Raw genomic sequence first — 14,015 nt, 5'->3', positions numbered from 1 at the left:
AAGGACAGGATCTCGCTGGGCTGGCCTCGCTTCGCAGCGCTCGTTGCTGGTGCGTGATTGACGCTTTCGATGCAGGGGTGTTGGGTGTTTTTTGATCAGTGTCTTGCAGCCAGCGCCGATACTGGGCTGCACGGGCTATTCCCAAGCTTATCCACAGTCTTTTCCCCGTTCCGGGTGGACAAAAAGCCTTGCCGCCAGCAGCCCGCGCACCCTATTGCGCAGCCTTGGTGCGCAAGAGAATGCTCCTTTAAATCAGTTGCTTACCTTTGGGGCAGGGGATAGGTTCGTTGCTGGGCAAAAAGCGAACAATTCTCGCCAAGCCCCGCAGGAACCGCGTTGCAGCGAAGAGCCCACGAGTTATCCACAGCTGGCTCCACAGAATTTGTGGGTTGTGGGGAAAAGGAACCGGGCTCGAATTGCAGCCCCTGCACGTTCGTAGGAAGAGCCATGCTCGTTCGGGCGATGAAGGGCCAAAGGCCCGCCCTACAACCTCTTCAGCCCCTGCCGTCCACGGCTGATATCCCGCAGCAACCGTTCCAGCCCGGCGATCTGAGCCTCGGGCAGGGCCAGCACCAGCTCTGCGCCTTCGGCATCGAAGCGCTCGCTCTCCAGCAGGGCCTCGAACTCGCCCAGGCGGGCCTTGAGCAGGGGCAGTTCGGCGAAGCCGGGGTGGCAGCTGACGCGGCTGCGGGCGACCAGTTCCACCCGCGCGCCGCCTTGCAGGCACTTGGCGGCGCTGCCGCCGTAGGCACGGGCCAGGCCGCCGGTGCCGAGCTGGATGCCGCCGTAATAGCGGATGACCAGCACTGCCACCTGGTCAAAGGCCTGGCCCTCGATGGCGGCAAGTATCGGCCGGCCGGCGGTGCCGCCGGGTTCGCCGTCGTCGCTGAAGCGGTACTGGTTGCCCAGTTTCCAGGCCCAGCAGTTGTGCGAGGCGCCGGGTTCGGACAGGCGGGCGATGAAGGCCTGCGCCTCCGCCGCGCTGGCAACGGGCGCGGCGTGGGCGATGAAGCGGCTTTTCTTGATCTCCTCGCGGTACTCGGCGGGAGTGGACAGCGTGAAGGGCATCAGGCGACCGGTGGGTTGAGGCCGCAGCCCTTGAGGATGATCTGGATGAGGTTCTGGGTGGCCGCTTCGAAGTCGTCCCGGGTCAGGCGCTTGCGCCCGGTGACGCGGCAGATCTGGGTGTTGAAGTCGGCGTAGTGCTGGGTGCTGCCCCAGAGCAGGAAGATCAGGTTCACCGGATCAACCGGGTCCATCTTGCCGGCGGCGATCCAGGCTTCGAATACCCCGGCGCGGCCCTTGAACCAGCTGCGGTAGTCCTGATCGAAATGGGTTTCCAGGCAACCGCCGCCGCTGATGATCTCCATGGCGAAGATCTTCGAGGCCAGCGGGTGGCGGCGGGAGAATTCCATCTTGGCGCGGATGTAGCGGGCCAGGGCCTCGGCTGGATCGTCTTCGGCGGTGAGGGTATTGAAGGTGCTGTCCCAGAGTTCCAGGTGGTTGCTCAGCACCGCGATGTACAGCCCTAGCTTGTTGCTGAAGTAGTAGTGCAGGTTCGCCTTGGGCAGCCCGGCGCGCAGGGCGATGGTGTTCATGCTGGTGCCCTTGAAACCATGGCGCGCGAACTCTTCCTCGGCGGCGGCGAGGATCAGCTCTTCGTTCTTCTGACGAATGCGGCCGGCGGGTTTCGAGGCAGGGTTCGGGCTGTGGGCGGGCACCAGTGAGGTCATAGGTTTCCTGATTCTTGTAGGAGTTGGCGACAGCACTGATACCCCACTGCCTGCGTCGTTACAAGCCGAGAAGCGAGAAAACCCGATGTGCCGGTCAGCTTTTTGCAGGAGCGAGTCTTAGGGTGGATCGCGCTTCATCAATCCACCATCGGCGCTGGGATGGGCTCCGCTGGTGGATATGAAAAGCGATATCCACCCTACGGAAGCAGCCGCTCAACCCGTGGCAGCCAGCGCCTCCAGGAAGCTTTCCAGCACCAGGTGCGGCCGGCGCCCCTTTCGGGTCACCGAGGCCAGGGACAGGTCGTAGAAGCGGCTGGCCGGCTTCAGCGCCCGCAGCCGTCCCTGCTGCACCCAGAAGCTGGCGTAGTGGTCCGGCAGGTAGCCGATGTAGCGCCCGGTGAGGATGAGGAAGGCCATGCCCTCGCGGTCCGAGGCGCTGGCGCTGCAATTGAGTACCTGGTACTGCGCCTGGATGTCCGCCGGCAGGCGGAAGGTGGGGGCGATGGCGTCCTGCTGGTTCAGGCGCTCGTCGCTGAGCTGGGTGTCGTCGGCGTAGAACAGCGGGTGACCCACGGCGCAGTAGAGCAGCGAGCGCTCGCTGTACAGCGGTTGGTACTCCAGCCCGGAGAGCGCCACGGTGTGCGGCACCACGCCAACGTGTACGCGTCCGTCGAGTACCCCTTGCTCCACTTCGCTCGGTGGCGTCATGCGGATGTTGATCACCACGTCCGGCCCGCGTTCCTTCAGGCGCGACAACGCGTGGGTGATGCGCATATGGGGCAGGGTCACCAGGTTGTCGGTGAGGCCGATGTTCAGCTCGCCGCGCAGGTGTTGGTGCAGGCCGTTGACTTCGGTGCGGAAGCTCTCCAGCGCCGCCAGCAGCTGCATGGACGACTGGTAAACCTCGCGGCCTTCCTCAGTCAGGGCGAAGCCGGCTCGGCCGCGCTGGCACAGGCGCAGGCCCAGGCGTTGCTCCAGGTCGCTCATCTGCTGGCTGATGGCCGAGCGGCCGATGCCCAGCACGCTCTCGGCGGCGGAGAAACCGCCGCACTCCACCACGCTGCGGAAGATGCGCAGCAGGCGGATATCGAAATCGCTGACCTGCGCCAAGGGGTCGGGGCGGCGGCTGCTCATGGTTTAGTGATCCCTGATCTAAAGATTTGAAAAGTTGGATTTTCGTGACTTTATGCCCGTGGCAATGTCGGCAGCAAGTAGCGCGTCGTTCCTCAGAACAAGACACTTTCGAGGCCACTCATGAACATGCCGCAGACCGCCCAGCTTCCCCTCGCCAGCCAGCTCAAGCTGGACGCCCACTGGATGCCTTTCTCCGCTAACCGCAACTTCCAGCGCGACCCGCGCCTGATCGTCGCCGCCGAAGGCAGCTGGCTGATCGACGACCAGGGTCGTCGCATCTATGACAGCCTCTCCGGTCTGTGGACCTGCGGCGCCGGTCACTCGCGCAAGGAAATCCAGGAAGCCGTGGCCAAGCAGCTCGGTACCCTCGACTACTCCCCCGGTTTCCAGTACGGCCACCCGCTGTCGTTCCAGCTGGCCGAGAAGATCGCCAACCTGACGCCTGGTGAACTGAACCACGTGTTCTTCACCGGCTCCGGCTCCGAGTGCGCCGACACCGCCATCAAGATGGCCCGCGCTTACTGGCGCCTGAAAGGCCAGCCGGCCAAGACCAAGCTGATCGGCCGCGCCCGTGGCTATCACGGCGTGAACGTCGCCGGCACCGCCCTGGGCGGCATCGGCGGCAACCGCAAGATGTTCGGCCAACTGATGGACGTCGACCACCTGCCGCACACCCTGCAGCCGGGCCTGGCCTTTACCAAGGGCGCCGCGGAAACCGGTGGCGTCGAGCTGGCCAACGAGCTGCTCAAGCTGATCGAGCTGCATGACGCGTCGAACATCGCCGCCGTGATCGTCGAGCCCATGTCCGGCTCCGCCGGCGTGCTGGTACCGCCGGTGGGTTACTTGCAGCGCCTGCGCGAAATCTGCGATGCCAACAACATCCTGCTGATCTTCGACGAAGTGATCACCGCCTTCGGCCGCATGGGCAAGATGACCGGCGCCGAATACTTCGGCGTGACCCCGGACCTGATGAACGTGGCCAAGCAGATCACCAACGGAGCCATCCCCATGGGCGCGGTGATCGCCAGCCGCGAGATCTACCAGACCTTCATGAACCAGGCGACGCCCGAATACGCTGTTGAGTTCACCCACGGCTACACCTACTCCGCGCACCCGGTCGCCTGTGCCGCGGGCCTCGCCGCCCTGGACCTGCTGGAGCAGGAAAACCTGGTGCAGCAATCCGCTGAACTGGCGCCGCACTTCGAGAAGGCCATCCACGGCCTGAAGGGTGCCAAGCACATCGTCGACATCCGCAACTGCGGCCTGGCCGGTGCCCTGCAACTGGCCCCGCGTGACGGCGATGCCATCGTCCGTCCGTTCGAGGCCGGTATGGCCTTGTGGAAGGCTGGCTTCTACGTGCGCTTCGGTGGCGACACCCTGCAGTTCGGCCCGACCTTCAACGCCAAGCCGGAAGAACTCGACCGCCTGTTCGACGCCGTCGGCCAGGCCCTGCAGGGCGTGAACTGATGAGCCAACGCCCCCAGGCGGTGCCCACCGTGCAGGTGGACAACGACGAGGTGATCGTCACCGAGTGGCGCTTTGCCCCCGGTGCCGAAACCGGTTGTCACCGCCACGGCTATGACTATGTGGTAGTGCCGATGACCAACGGCACCCTGCTGCTGGAAACCCCGGAGGGCGACAAACACGCCCCCCTGGTGGCCGGGCAGAGCTACTTCCGCAAGGCGGGCGTCGAGCACAACGTGATCAACGCCAGCGACCACGAAGTGGTCTTCGTCGAAACAGAGATCAAGTAATAGACAGCGGCCCCCTCTCCCTTTTGGGGTGAAGGGGCGCGTTTTTGGAAGCACCGCTTCCTGCGCCCATGAGCGCCTGAACGCTACGCGTTCAGGCCGGGGCGCGGAGCGGGGCCGGGGGGAGAGTCAACTCTCTTCCCCGGGACAACCAGACAAAAGCCCTACAAGAGACCCCACCCATGAGCCTCATCCCGCACCTGATCAACGGCGAACGCATCGCTGACCAAGGCCGTACCGCCGCCGTGTTCAACCCGTCCACCGGCGAAGCCATCCACCAGCTGGGCCTGGCCAGCCGCGCCACCGTGCAGCAGGCCATCGACGCCGCCAAGGCCGCCTTCCCGGCCTGGCGCAACACCCCGCCGGCCAAGCGCGCCCAGGTGCTGTTCCGCTTCAAGCAACTGCTGGAGCAGAACGAAGCCGTCATCGCCAAGCTGATCAGCGAAGAGCACGGCAAGACCCTGGAAGACGCCGCCGGTGAACTCAAGCGCGGTATCGAGAACGTCGAGTACGCCTGCGCCGCCCCGGAAATCCTCAAGGGCGAATACAGCCGCAACGTCGGCCCGAACATCGACGCCTGGAGCGACTTCCAGCCGCTGGGCGTGGTCGCCGGCATCACCCCGTTCAACTTCCCGGCCATGGTGCCGCTGTGGATGTACCCGCTGGCCATCGCCTGCGGCAACTGCTTCATCCTCAAGCCGTCCGAGCGCGACCCGAGCTCCACCCTGCTGATCGCCGAGCTGCTGCACCAGGCCGGCCTGCCCAAGGGCGTGCTGAACGTGGTGCACGGCGACAAGGAAGCCGTGGACGCGCTGATCGAAGCGCCGGACGTCAAAGCCATCAGCTTCGTCGGCTCGACCCCGATCGCCGAGTACATCTATGCCGAAGGCACCAAGCGCGGCAAGCGCGTGCAGGCCCTGGGCGGCGCGAAGAACCACGCCGTGCTGATGCCCGACGCCGACCTGGACAACGCCGTCAGTGCGCTGATGGGCGCCGCCTACGGTTCCTGCGGCGAGCGCTGCATGGCCATCTCCGTGGCCGTGTGCGTGGGCGACCAGATCGCCGATGCGCTGGTAGAGAAGATCGTCCCGCAGATCAAGGGCCTGAAGATCGGCGCCGGCACCAACTGCGGCCTGGACATGGGCCCGCTGGTCACCGCCGCCGCCCGCGATAAGGTGGTCGGCTACATCGACGACGGCGTCGCAGCCGGTGCCGAACTGGTGGTGGACGGCCGCGGCTACCGCGTCGCCGGTCATGAAGACGGTTATTTCGTCGGCGGCACCCTGTTCGACCGCGTCACCGCCGACATGCGCATCTACCAGGAAGAGATCTTCGGCCCGGTGCTCTGCATCGTCCGCGTCAACAGCCTGGAAGACGCCATGCAGCTGATCAACGACCACGAATACGGCAACGGCACCTGCATCTTCACCCGCGACGGCGAAGCCGCCCGCCTGTTCTGCGACGAGATCGAAGTGGGCATGGTCGGCGTCAACGTGCCGCTGCCGGTACCGGTGGCCTACCACAGCTTCGGCGGCTGGAAGCGCTCGCTGTTCGGCGACCTGCACGCCTACGGCCCGGACGGCGTGCGCTTCTATACCCGCCGCAAGGCCATCACCCAGCGCTGGCCGCAGCGCGCCAGCCACGAGGCGGCGCAGTTTGCCTTCCCGAGCAACGGCTGAGTGATGCATTGAATGAAAAGGCCCGGCATAAGCCGGGCTTTTTTCTTTCGATGGGTTTCGCTCCGCTAGAGCGAAGCGAAACCCATCAAGGGCGGTGCACGCTGCTACCGGTTCAACCGCCGCGCATCAAAGGCATCGCGAGCCTGGAAGGCGGTGTAGGTCATCTGCGCGGCAAGCATTCCGGCGAGGCCGAAGGTGCGGGTCAGGCCGAATTTGCGGAAGCCGGCGGGGATCGGGACGGCCTTGGCGATGGCGTCTGCCAGGACTTCGCCTGCCACCGTCGTCGGCGCCATGCCGTGGCCGCCGAAGCCGACGGCGTGCCAGATGCCGTCATCGTCCTGGCCGATCTGCGCCATCTGGTGGCGGCCGTAGCTCATCAGCCCGCCCCAGGAGTACTGGATTTCCACGTCTTCCAGTTGGGGATAAACGGAGACGAGATCCGCCTTGAGCAAGCCGGCGATGGCTTCCGGGCCGCGGTCGAGGATGGAGATCCGGCCGCCCCAGAGAATCCGGCTGTCCTGCAGCGGCCGGTAGTAGTCGAAGGCGAAGCGCGTGTCGTAGACCGCCGATTCGCAGTTGATGGCGTCCTTCAGGCGATCACCCAAAGGCTCGGTGGCCACCACATAAGTGGCGATGGGCAGCACAGCCCGCTCCACCGGGCGGTACAGGCCGCGGGCGTAGCCTCCGCCGGAGAACACCACGTGATCGGCATGCACTTCACCGCCTTCGGTCCGCACCACGTACTTGCCTTGGCGCTTCTCGATGGCCAGCGCAGGGGAGTTTTCGAAAATCTTCACGCCGAGACCGGCAACGGTGCGTGCCACGCCGCAGACGTACTTGAGCGGGTGGAAGTGGAAGGCGTTGCGCTCCAGCAGGCCGCCGAAATAGCGGTCGGACTTCAATTGCTCCTTGAGCTGGCCTGGCGGGACGTATTCCCAGTCCACCCCGTAGGCCTCCTTCATCAACTGGCGCGGGGTCTCCAGCCGGGCTGGATCGTTGAACCAGTTGGCGAGGATCACGCCCTTGTCCACCAGGTCGCAGTCGATGCCGTACTGCTGGACGCGCTGACGGATCAGGCCCACCGCATCAAGGGTCAACTGGTATAGGCGGCGTGCTTCCTGGGCGCCCAGGCTGGCGAGCAGGTCGGCATTGCCCAGGCTGTAGCCGCCGAAGACGAAGCCGCCGTTACGCCCTGAGGCGCCGTGGCCTACACGGTGGGACTCCAGCACCACCACGTCGGTGACGCCGCGTTCGGCCAGGCCGAGGGCCGTGGAAAGACCGGCAAGGCCGCCGCCGAGGATGCACACGCGGGTGTCGGTGCGGCCGGACTGCGTCGGGCAGGACGGCTGCTCGACCGTGGCTTCGTAGTAGGTCTTGAGGAAATTGGTGTTCATCAGTCGATCCTGTCGGTGACGTCCTCGAACCCGGCGGGCAGGACTCATCCGTCTAGTGCTAGCTGAACGACTGTTTAGCGGGTCCGGGAGGGGGAGGACAACCGAAATATCCTCTGAATGTCATTCCACAGCGGAATGTCGCATGGGGCGGCCCCGACCAGATGGTCCCTTTAATAGGGCGACTTCATTCCCTGGAGGAATCAAGTGCGGAGGATATGTCGTTTGTAGACGCCACCGAAGCTGAGCAGAATCGCCCCCATGCCGGCGCCGCCCGTTGCCCGGCCAAACCCGTTTGATTCGTTGATCCGAGGGAGTTCGCAGCACCATGACTAAGCAGGGGTTCGTGAGTCCGGACGAAATTCGCGCGCGGTTTTCCAGCGCCATGTCCGACATGTACAAAGCAGAAGTTCCCCTCTACGGCACCCTGTTGCAGCTGGTCGCGGACATCAACGACAAGGTGATGGCCGAGGCGCCTGAAGTCGCGGAGCAGCTGCGGCGTACCGGCGAAATCCAGCGGCTGTCCATGGAGCGTCACGGTGCGATCCGGGTGGGCACGGCCGATGAGCTTTCCACCATCCGCCGCCTGTTCGCCGTCATGGGCATGCAGCCGGTGGGCTACTACGATCTCGGCAGCGCTGGAGTGCCGGTCCACTCCACCGCCTTCCGCGCGGTGCACGAAGACGCGCTGCAGGTCAGCCCGTTTCGGGTGTTCACCTCGCTGCTGCGCCTGGAGCTGATCGACAACCTCGAGCTGCGCGAGCTGGCTTCGCGCATCCTGGCCAATCGGGACATCTTCACGGCCCGCGCCCGGGAACTGATCGCCCGCTTCGAGCACGACGGCGGCTTGAACCAGGAGGATGCCGACGCTTTCGTCAAGGAAGCCCTGGAAACCTTCCGTTGGCACACCCAGGCGACGGTGACGGCCGAGGAATACCGGCAATTGCATGACCAGCATCGGCTGATCGCCGATGTGGTCGCGTTCAAGGGCCCGCACATCAATCACCTGACCCAGCGCACCCTGGATATCGACCTGATCCAGGCCAGCATGCCCGAACGCGGCATCACGCCGAAGGCCGTGGTGGAGGGGCCGCCACGCCGGCAGTGCCCGATCCTGCTGCGCCAGACCAGCTTCAAGGCGCTGGAAGAACAGGTGGCCTTCGTTGGCCAGCACAGCGCACTGGGCAGCCATACCGCCCGTTTCGGCGAGATCGAGCAGCGCGGCGCCGCGCTTACGCCAAAGGGCCGGGCGCTCTACGACGCCCTGCTGGACACGGCCCGGGCAGAGCTCAAGGAGTTTCCCAACGAGGGCAACGCGCAGCGCTATGCCCAGTTGCTTGAGAAGAGCTTCCAGGACTTCCCGGACAGCCATGACGAGATGCGCCGGCAGGGGCTGGCCTACTTCCGATACTTCGTGACGGAGCGGGGCCTCGCGGCCCGCAGCGATGTGGTGCGCCCCCGCGACCTGGACAGCCTGATCAAGGCCGGGCATGTGCGCTTCGAGCCGCTGGTCTACGAGGACTTCCTGCCTGTCAGTGCCGCTGGCATTTTCCAGTCGAACCTCGGCGACAACGTGCAAACCCATTATGGGATCAGCTCGAGCCAGACCGACTTCCATGCCGCGCTGGGAGCGCGCGTACTGAACGAGTTGCAGTTGTATGCCGACACCCAGCGCCGATCCATTCTGGAGTGCTCGGCAACACTCGACCTGCCCCCGCTTGTCTAGCGCCGGGCACCAACCACGAAGCGGCGCAGTTTGCGCTCCTGAGCAATGGTTGACCGTCTCTGGGTGGTAAAGGGAAGGCCAGTCGAATGACTGGCCTTCTCGTTTGCGCGGTGATTCCCCTGTCGGGACGGATTAATTCGCCAAGGCGCCCGGCGTTCGCCTTCATTTCCCTGGCTTGCGATTGCGCACATAGAGCGACTCACCGCCGCTGGCGCTGCTGCCCCTGACCTGGATCTCGAAGCGCTTGCTCTGGGCCTTGACCAGGTCGCTGAGTTTCCTGAATCCGTAAAGCCGCGCATCGAATGCCGGACGCAGTTTGCTGATGTTCTGGCCGAGGGCGCCGAGCTGGATCCAGCCGTCTTCGTCGGAGAGGTCGTCGATCAGCTTGGCGATGAAGTCCACCGGCACCTTCTGTGGCTTGGGTTTCGCGGTGGGCTTGGGTTGTTCGCTGGCGGGCTGCGGTTTGTCTTCGGTGCTGGGGGCCGTTTCAGCGGCTTCGGCACGGAGGATTTCCGTGTAGATGAATTTGTCGCAAGCGACGACGAAGGGCTTGGGTGTCTTCTCTTCGCCGAAGCCGTAGACGCTGAGGCCTTCTTCCCGCAGGCGCGCGGCGAGGCGGGTGAAGTCGCTGTCGCTGGAGACCAGGCAGAAGCCGTCGAAACGCCGGGTGTAGAGCAGGTCCATGGCGTCGATGATCAGCGCGCTGTCGGTGGCGTTCTTGCCCTTGGTGTAGGCGAACTGCTGGATCGGCTGAATGGAGTGGTCGAGCAGGACCTTCTTCCAGCTGCCCAGCTGCGGCCCGGTCCAGTCGCCGTAGATGCGCTTGACGCTGGCAACGCCGTACTTGGCGATCTCTTCGAACAGGCCCTCGATGATCGCGGCCGGTGCATTATCGGCGTCGATCAGAACGGCCAGGTGCTTCTGCTGCCGGGGAGCTTGGGGCTTGAGGGCCATGGTTCGTCCTTGGGAGTGGGGATGCCTGACCATACTGCGATTGGGTGACGCAGGCCATGGCTGGTGGACGGATGTTCGGCGCGGCAGAACATCAAGCTGCTGCTCGAGCGCCTGTCTGCGCTGAAACTGGCCGAGGGCCAAGTGTCGCTGAAGAACTGAAGTCTCAGCCCGCGTGGATCGTACAAGGCCCGGCATTTGCCGGGCCTTGTCTTTTCGGGCCCAGGTTGGCCTCGGCGTGGGGGCTGTTGGGCTTGGACTGTGGCTCAGGGCCAACCTGCGGCAGGCCGATGGCCTGCTTTCGCGAATGAGTTCGCTCCCGCAGGATTCGCGCGTCCGGAGTCAGACCTTGCGCACGAACTCCGACTTCAGCTTCATCGCGCCGATGCCGTCGATCTTGCAGTCGATGTCATGGTCGCCATCCACCAGGCGGATGTTCTTCACCTTGGTGCCGACCTTGACCACCAGGGACGAGCCTTTGACCTTGAGGTCCTTGATCACGGTGATGGTGTCGCCGTCCTGCAGGACGTTGCCGACGGAATCCTTGATGACCTTTTCATCGCTGGCCGCTTCGCTGCTGGCGTTGGCGGACCACTCGTAGGCGCACTCGGGGCAGATCAGCATCGCGCCGTCTTCGTAGGTGTATTCGGAGTTGCATTTGGGGCAGGGCGGCAGGGTGCTCATCAAGGCCTCGACGTCAGGTGTTACGAGAAAGACCGCATATTATAAGGGGTTTTGCCATCGCTTTGCCCGTTTCTGCGCTTTCATGGGCTCGATGTGCCGGGGACTTTATCGATTCGACCCTGTCGGAAACGTCCCCCAGGAGAGGCCGGTTCTCAGCCGGCTCGCGCTGCCGATAACGACTGTTGCGACTGCGTCTAGGGCGTGTCGATGGGTTCGGGAATGCGCAGCACGCCGGTGTCGGAGAAGCGCCGCGTGCCCCAGAAACCACCGCCCAGTTTACCGCGCAAGGCGTAAGGAACGTTCTGCATCGGGCTGCTGCCGGTCAGGTTCCAGGCCTGGCGCAGCATCGAGAAGGCCGAGATGCTGATGGGGACTTCGATCAGCTGTTCACTGAAGCCCGGCACCGTCCCGCCCTGATTGCTGACGCCGCTGGCCAAGGGCAGCTCATTGAGATCCAGCTGCAGGGCCACACCGCTGTAGCTGATCGCGCCTTCGTTGGGGTTCTGTACCCGCAGCTTGAGCTTGAAGCGCATCTCCAGGCCTTCTCCGGGAATGGGCTCCATGCCCGCCAGGTCCACCTGCAGGGGATCGCGCGGGTCGAGGCTGGCGCAGCTGCCAAGGAACAACAGCGGAATGATCAGGGCGAAAAGGCGGCAACTGCGCATGGGGGCTTCCTGCTCGGGCTATGCCTTGAGTAAAGAACAGGCCGGTTTTCGCGTGCCCACAAATTCTGTGGAGCGAGCTGTGGATATCTTCGGGATAGATTGCTCCGGGGCCCGTGCTTGGGGGCCTGGAAGCGGTTGCTCGGTTATTGAACGGGGAGGTGCAACTTCTACCGACTTCCAGCTCCTTGGCGCTCGATACGGATACCCACGGATTCTGTGGGGCAAGCTGTGGATATCTTTGGGATGGCTGCTTGCAGGCCCCGTGGCTTATGGCATGGAAGCGCTTGCTCGGTTTTTGTGCAGATGGGTTGTCCTGTTGATTGGTTAGGTTGCAATGGGCAAGAGCTTCGCGAATGAATTCGCTCCACAATGGTCAGGGAAAGCTCGCGAGTGGGGGCGGGAATGCTCACAGAATCTGTGGGAGATTCTGTGGATATCTTCGGGATAAGTGTGTGGGTGGCGCGTGGCGGCTGGGCTGGAAGCACCTGCTCGGTTTTTCGGCGTCAGTCGTATTCGGCGGCTGCATGGTCGCCCAGCAGGCGACGCTGGCGCGGGGTGCAGGCGGCCAGTACCTCGGGGTTGAAGTGGAAGTCCAGATAGGGCGAGAACTTCTGCGCCACCATGCGCCGGCCGTAATGGACCTGCAGCAGGTAGCGGCTGCGGTCGGCGCTGCGGTTGCGGCTGCCGGCGTGCCAGAGCTCGCTGCGAAACACCAAGGCATCGCCTGCGCGGCACAGTACGGCCTCGGCGGGGCGGCCCTGCCAGGTTGTTTCACCGGGCCGGGGTCTGCGCCCGGCGCGGTGGCTGCCGGGGATGACCAGGGTGGGGCAGAGGTCGGTGTCTATGTCGTCGAGGTAGAGGTGGGCGGTGCAGATCTGCATCGGCAACTGGAAGGCCGGGTCCGCCAGCAGGCTTTCCGGCAGCTCCATCACCAGGTGGTCGAGGTGCAGTTCGGCACCGACGAATCCGGGATGGTTGCGCCAGGCGGTCTGGCCGATCACATGGCAATCCCCGCCCAGGCCGGCCTCGGCCAGTTCGATGACGCCGGGCAGGTCGAGGTAGGGCAGCCATTCCGGGCCGCGGTTGAACACGCATTTGAAGTGGTCGTCCACCAGGCCGGTGTAGTCCCAGTGGATGGGCTGCAGTTGGTCGATGAGCTGGCGCAGGGCGGCTATGCGCGGTGCGTCGAGCACCTTGGGGAGCAGGGCGTAGCCCTGTTCATGCAGGGCCTGGAGGTGGGCGGCGGTGGACATGGAGATGTCCTCGTACGCGGGGAAGGCTCATATCGTAGGGTGAACCACGCTTTACCGGTCCACCAGACCCTGGCTTGCACCCTCGAAAAGGTGGATAGGAAAAGCGCTATCCACCCTACCTGTTCAAGCCTGCAGCAGGCCCGCCAGCCTCACTCGCAGCGGCTCGATTTCGTCTTCCCGCAGGTCGAGCAGGAAGTCCGTCTTCAAGACCTCGATCAGCTCCAGGGCGTCCTCGATCTTGCGGCTTTCCACCCGGCCATCCAGGTAGCGCCGGTTCAAGGTGCCGTTGGCCAGGGTGAGGCGGCATTCACCGTCGCCGCGGGCGCTCATCAGCATCTGCCGGAATATGCTGTCGGGGTGGGTGGAGGTGTACCAGTTGCGCGGGATGTAATCGACCCAGGCGTGGGTTTCCGGGCGGAAGCGATAGACCGCGGCCCAGCCGGTCTCGGCGCGGAAATTCTCCAGTTGCACCTCGCCGGTGCCATCGTCCTGGGGCCGCAGGCGGAAGGGGAAGTCGGGGATTTCCCGGTCGTCCAGGGGCACGGCGCGCCAGGGGGTAGCGGAGCCGAAACCTACGTCCACCAGGTGCGGGCCCTCGTCGAGCAGCACCCGCAGCGTCAGGTGGGAGAGCATGGTCTGCGGCGCGTCCAGCGGCAGACCCCAGCGCACGCGGGCGGCCAGCAGTTCGACGCGGTAGCCGAGCCCGAGCAGCAGGCGGGCGAACAGGTTGTTCAGTTCGAAGCAGTAGCCGCCGCGCCGGCGCTCCACCACCTTGGCGAACACCGAATCGCCGTCGATGCGGATGGGGCGATCCAGCAGCACGTCGACGTTCTCGAAGGCCACCTGGCGCTGGTGGGCGGCGATCAGCCGGTCGAGGGCGGCGAGGTCGGGCTGCTGCGGGGCGGGGGTGTCCAGGTAGCGCAGGTAGGCCTCGGACTGCTGCGGGGTCAGCGCGTGCATGGTGGTCGGCTCCGTGACGATGAAGCCAGGATGCTAGCAGAAGCCTGGGCTGGCCGGACAAACGGTAGCTTGGTGTTTATCTTAATCA

The 14,015-nt window shown here is 64.7% G+C and carries 13 protein-coding genes; 4 read left to right on the top strand and 9 right to left on the bottom strand.

Annotated elements, in window-relative coordinates; genetic code table 11:
* Positions 1–483: 483 nt before the first annotated feature.
* The 3 genes from E8F12_RS24550 to E8F12_RS24540 form a co-directional block, all read right to left on the bottom strand.
* Complete coding sequence (locus tag E8F12_RS24550) at positions 484–1,068, bottom strand: YigZ family protein (RefSeq protein ID WP_280327809.1); 585 nt, start codon at positions 1,066–1,068, stop codon at positions 484–486.
* On the bottom strand, positions 1,068–1,733 hold the full coding sequence (locus tag E8F12_RS24545; RefSeq protein ID WP_280327808.1) for a TetR/AcrR family transcriptional regulator: 666 nt from the start codon (positions 1,731–1,733) through the stop codon (positions 1,068–1,070). The genes E8F12_RS24550 and E8F12_RS24545 overlap by 1 nt, the downstream gene beginning before the upstream one ends.
* Before the next feature lie 213 nt (positions 1,734–1,946).
* Positions 1,947–2,867 carry a LysR family transcriptional regulator gene (locus tag E8F12_RS24540; protein ID WP_280327806.1) on the bottom strand — a complete coding sequence of 307 codons (921 nt, stop codon included), beginning with the start codon at positions 2,865–2,867 and terminating at the stop codon, positions 1,947–1,949.
* Positions 2,868–2,987: 120 nt separating this feature from the next.
* Here E8F12_RS24540 and E8F12_RS24535 point away from each other — a divergent pair, with 120 nt between their 5' ends.
* From E8F12_RS24535 to E8F12_RS24525, 3 genes are all read left to right on the top strand, one after another.
* Positions 2,988–4,334, top strand: a complete 1,347-nt coding sequence (locus tag E8F12_RS24535) for an aspartate aminotransferase family protein (RefSeq protein WP_280327805.1) — start codon at positions 2,988–2,990, stop codon at positions 4,332–4,334.
* Complete coding sequence (locus E8F12_RS24530) at positions 4,334–4,621, top strand: cupin domain-containing protein (protein ID WP_280327804.1); 288 nt, start codon at positions 4,334–4,336, stop codon at positions 4,619–4,621. Before E8F12_RS24535 ends, E8F12_RS24530 begins: the two co-directional genes overlap by 1 nt.
* A 179-nt stretch (positions 4,622–4,800) precedes the next feature.
* Positions 4,801–6,297, top strand: coding sequence for a CoA-acylating methylmalonate-semialdehyde dehydrogenase (locus E8F12_RS24525; RefSeq protein WP_280327803.1), 1,497 nt, complete (start codon positions 4,801–4,803; stop codon positions 6,295–6,297).
* Between the two features lie 104 nt (positions 6,298–6,401).
* On the opposite strand, the gene E8F12_RS24520 is transcribed toward E8F12_RS24525, so the two are convergent.
* The gene (locus E8F12_RS24520) at positions 6,402–7,691 is read right to left on the bottom strand and encodes an FAD-binding oxidoreductase (RefSeq protein ID WP_280327802.1); all 1,290 of its coding nucleotides are present in this window, start codon (positions 7,689–7,691) and stop codon (positions 6,402–6,404) included.
* Positions 7,692–8,016: 325 nt separating this feature from the next.
* Between E8F12_RS24520 and E8F12_RS24515 the strand changes: the two genes are divergently transcribed.
* A complete protein-coding gene (locus E8F12_RS24515; protein WP_280327801.1) occupies positions 8,017–9,414 on the top strand; it encodes a VOC family protein in 1,398 nt (465 codons plus the stop codon).
* Between the two features lie 162 nt (positions 9,415–9,576).
* On the opposite strand, the gene E8F12_RS24510 is transcribed toward E8F12_RS24515, so the two are convergent.
* The 5 genes from E8F12_RS24510 to E8F12_RS24490 form a co-directional block, all read right to left on the bottom strand.
* Positions 9,577–10,368 (bottom strand): NYN domain-containing protein, encoded by a 792-nt coding sequence (locus E8F12_RS24510; RefSeq protein WP_280327800.1) that lies wholly within the window; start codon positions 10,366–10,368, stop codon positions 9,577–9,579.
* 339 nt (positions 10,369–10,707) lie between these two features.
* Entirely contained in the window at positions 10,708–11,049 is a 342-nt protein-coding gene (locus E8F12_RS24505) for a zinc ribbon domain-containing protein YjdM (protein ID WP_280327799.1), read from the bottom strand.
* A 194-nt stretch (positions 11,050–11,243) separates the two neighbouring features.
* Positions 11,244–11,714 (bottom strand): LEA type 2 family protein, encoded by a 471-nt coding sequence (locus E8F12_RS24500; protein ID WP_280327798.1) that lies wholly within the window; start codon positions 11,712–11,714, stop codon positions 11,244–11,246.
* A 503-nt stretch (positions 11,715–12,217) separates the two neighbouring features.
* Entirely contained in the window at positions 12,218–12,967 is a 750-nt protein-coding gene (locus E8F12_RS24495; RefSeq protein WP_280327796.1) for a phytanoyl-CoA dioxygenase family protein, read from the bottom strand.
* A 123-nt stretch (positions 12,968–13,090) separates the two neighbouring features.
* Positions 13,091–13,927 (bottom strand): arylamine N-acetyltransferase, encoded by an 837-nt coding sequence (locus E8F12_RS24490; protein WP_280327795.1) that lies wholly within the window; start codon positions 13,925–13,927, stop codon positions 13,091–13,093.
* Positions 13,928–14,015 lie beyond the last annotated feature (88 nt).

The organism is Pseudomonas sp. BN102 (genome assembly GCF_029871245.1).
In the GTDB taxonomy this organism is placed as follows: domain Bacteria; phylum Pseudomonadota; class Gammaproteobacteria; order Pseudomonadales; family Pseudomonadaceae; genus Metapseudomonas.
Note: the sequence above shows the minus strand (reverse complement) of the source record. Positions and strands in the feature narration are given on the sequence as shown.

Bases quoted from the DNA above. Each gene is read 5' to 3' on its own strand.
- E8F12_RS24550 (WP_280327809.1), bottom strand. From the start codon at position 1,068: ATGCCCTTCACGCTGTCCACTCCCGCCGAGTACCGCGAGGAGATCAAG.
- E8F12_RS24545 (WP_280327808.1), bottom strand. From the start codon at position 1,733: ATGACCTCACTGGTGCCCGCCCACAGCCCGAACCCTGCCTCGAAACCC.
- E8F12_RS24540 (WP_280327806.1), bottom strand. From the start codon at position 2,867: ATGAGCAGCCGCCGCCCCGACCCCTTGGCGCAGGTCAGCGATTTCGAT.
- E8F12_RS24535 (WP_280327805.1), top strand. From the start codon at position 2,988: ATGAACATGCCGCAGACCGCCCAGCTTCCCCTCGCCAGCCAGCTCAAG.
- E8F12_RS24530 (WP_280327804.1), top strand. From the start codon at position 4,334: ATGAGCCAACGCCCCCAGGCGGTGCCCACCGTGCAGGTGGACAACGAC.
- E8F12_RS24525 (WP_280327803.1), top strand. From the start codon at position 4,801: ATGAGCCTCATCCCGCACCTGATCAACGGCGAACGCATCGCTGACCAA.
- E8F12_RS24520 (WP_280327802.1), bottom strand. From the start codon at position 7,691: ATGAACACCAATTTCCTCAAGACCTACTACGAAGCCACGGTCGAGCAG.
- E8F12_RS24515 (WP_280327801.1), top strand. From the start codon at position 8,017: ATGACTAAGCAGGGGTTCGTGAGTCCGGACGAAATTCGCGCGCGGTTT.
- E8F12_RS24510 (WP_280327800.1), bottom strand. From the start codon at position 10,368: ATGGCCCTCAAGCCCCAAGCTCCCCGGCAGCAGAAGCACCTGGCCGTT.
- E8F12_RS24505 (WP_280327799.1), bottom strand. From the start codon at position 11,049: ATGAGCACCCTGCCGCCCTGCCCCAAATGCAACTCCGAATACACCTAC.
- E8F12_RS24500 (WP_280327798.1), bottom strand. From the start codon at position 11,714: ATGCGCAGTTGCCGCCTTTTCGCCCTGATCATTCCGCTGTTGTTCCTT.
- E8F12_RS24495 (WP_280327796.1), bottom strand. From the start codon at position 12,967: ATGTCCACCGCCGCCCACCTCCAGGCCCTGCATGAACAGGGCTACGCC.
- E8F12_RS24490 (WP_280327795.1), bottom strand. From the start codon at position 13,927: ATGCACGCGCTGACCCCGCAGCAGTCCGAGGCCTACCTGCGCTACCTG.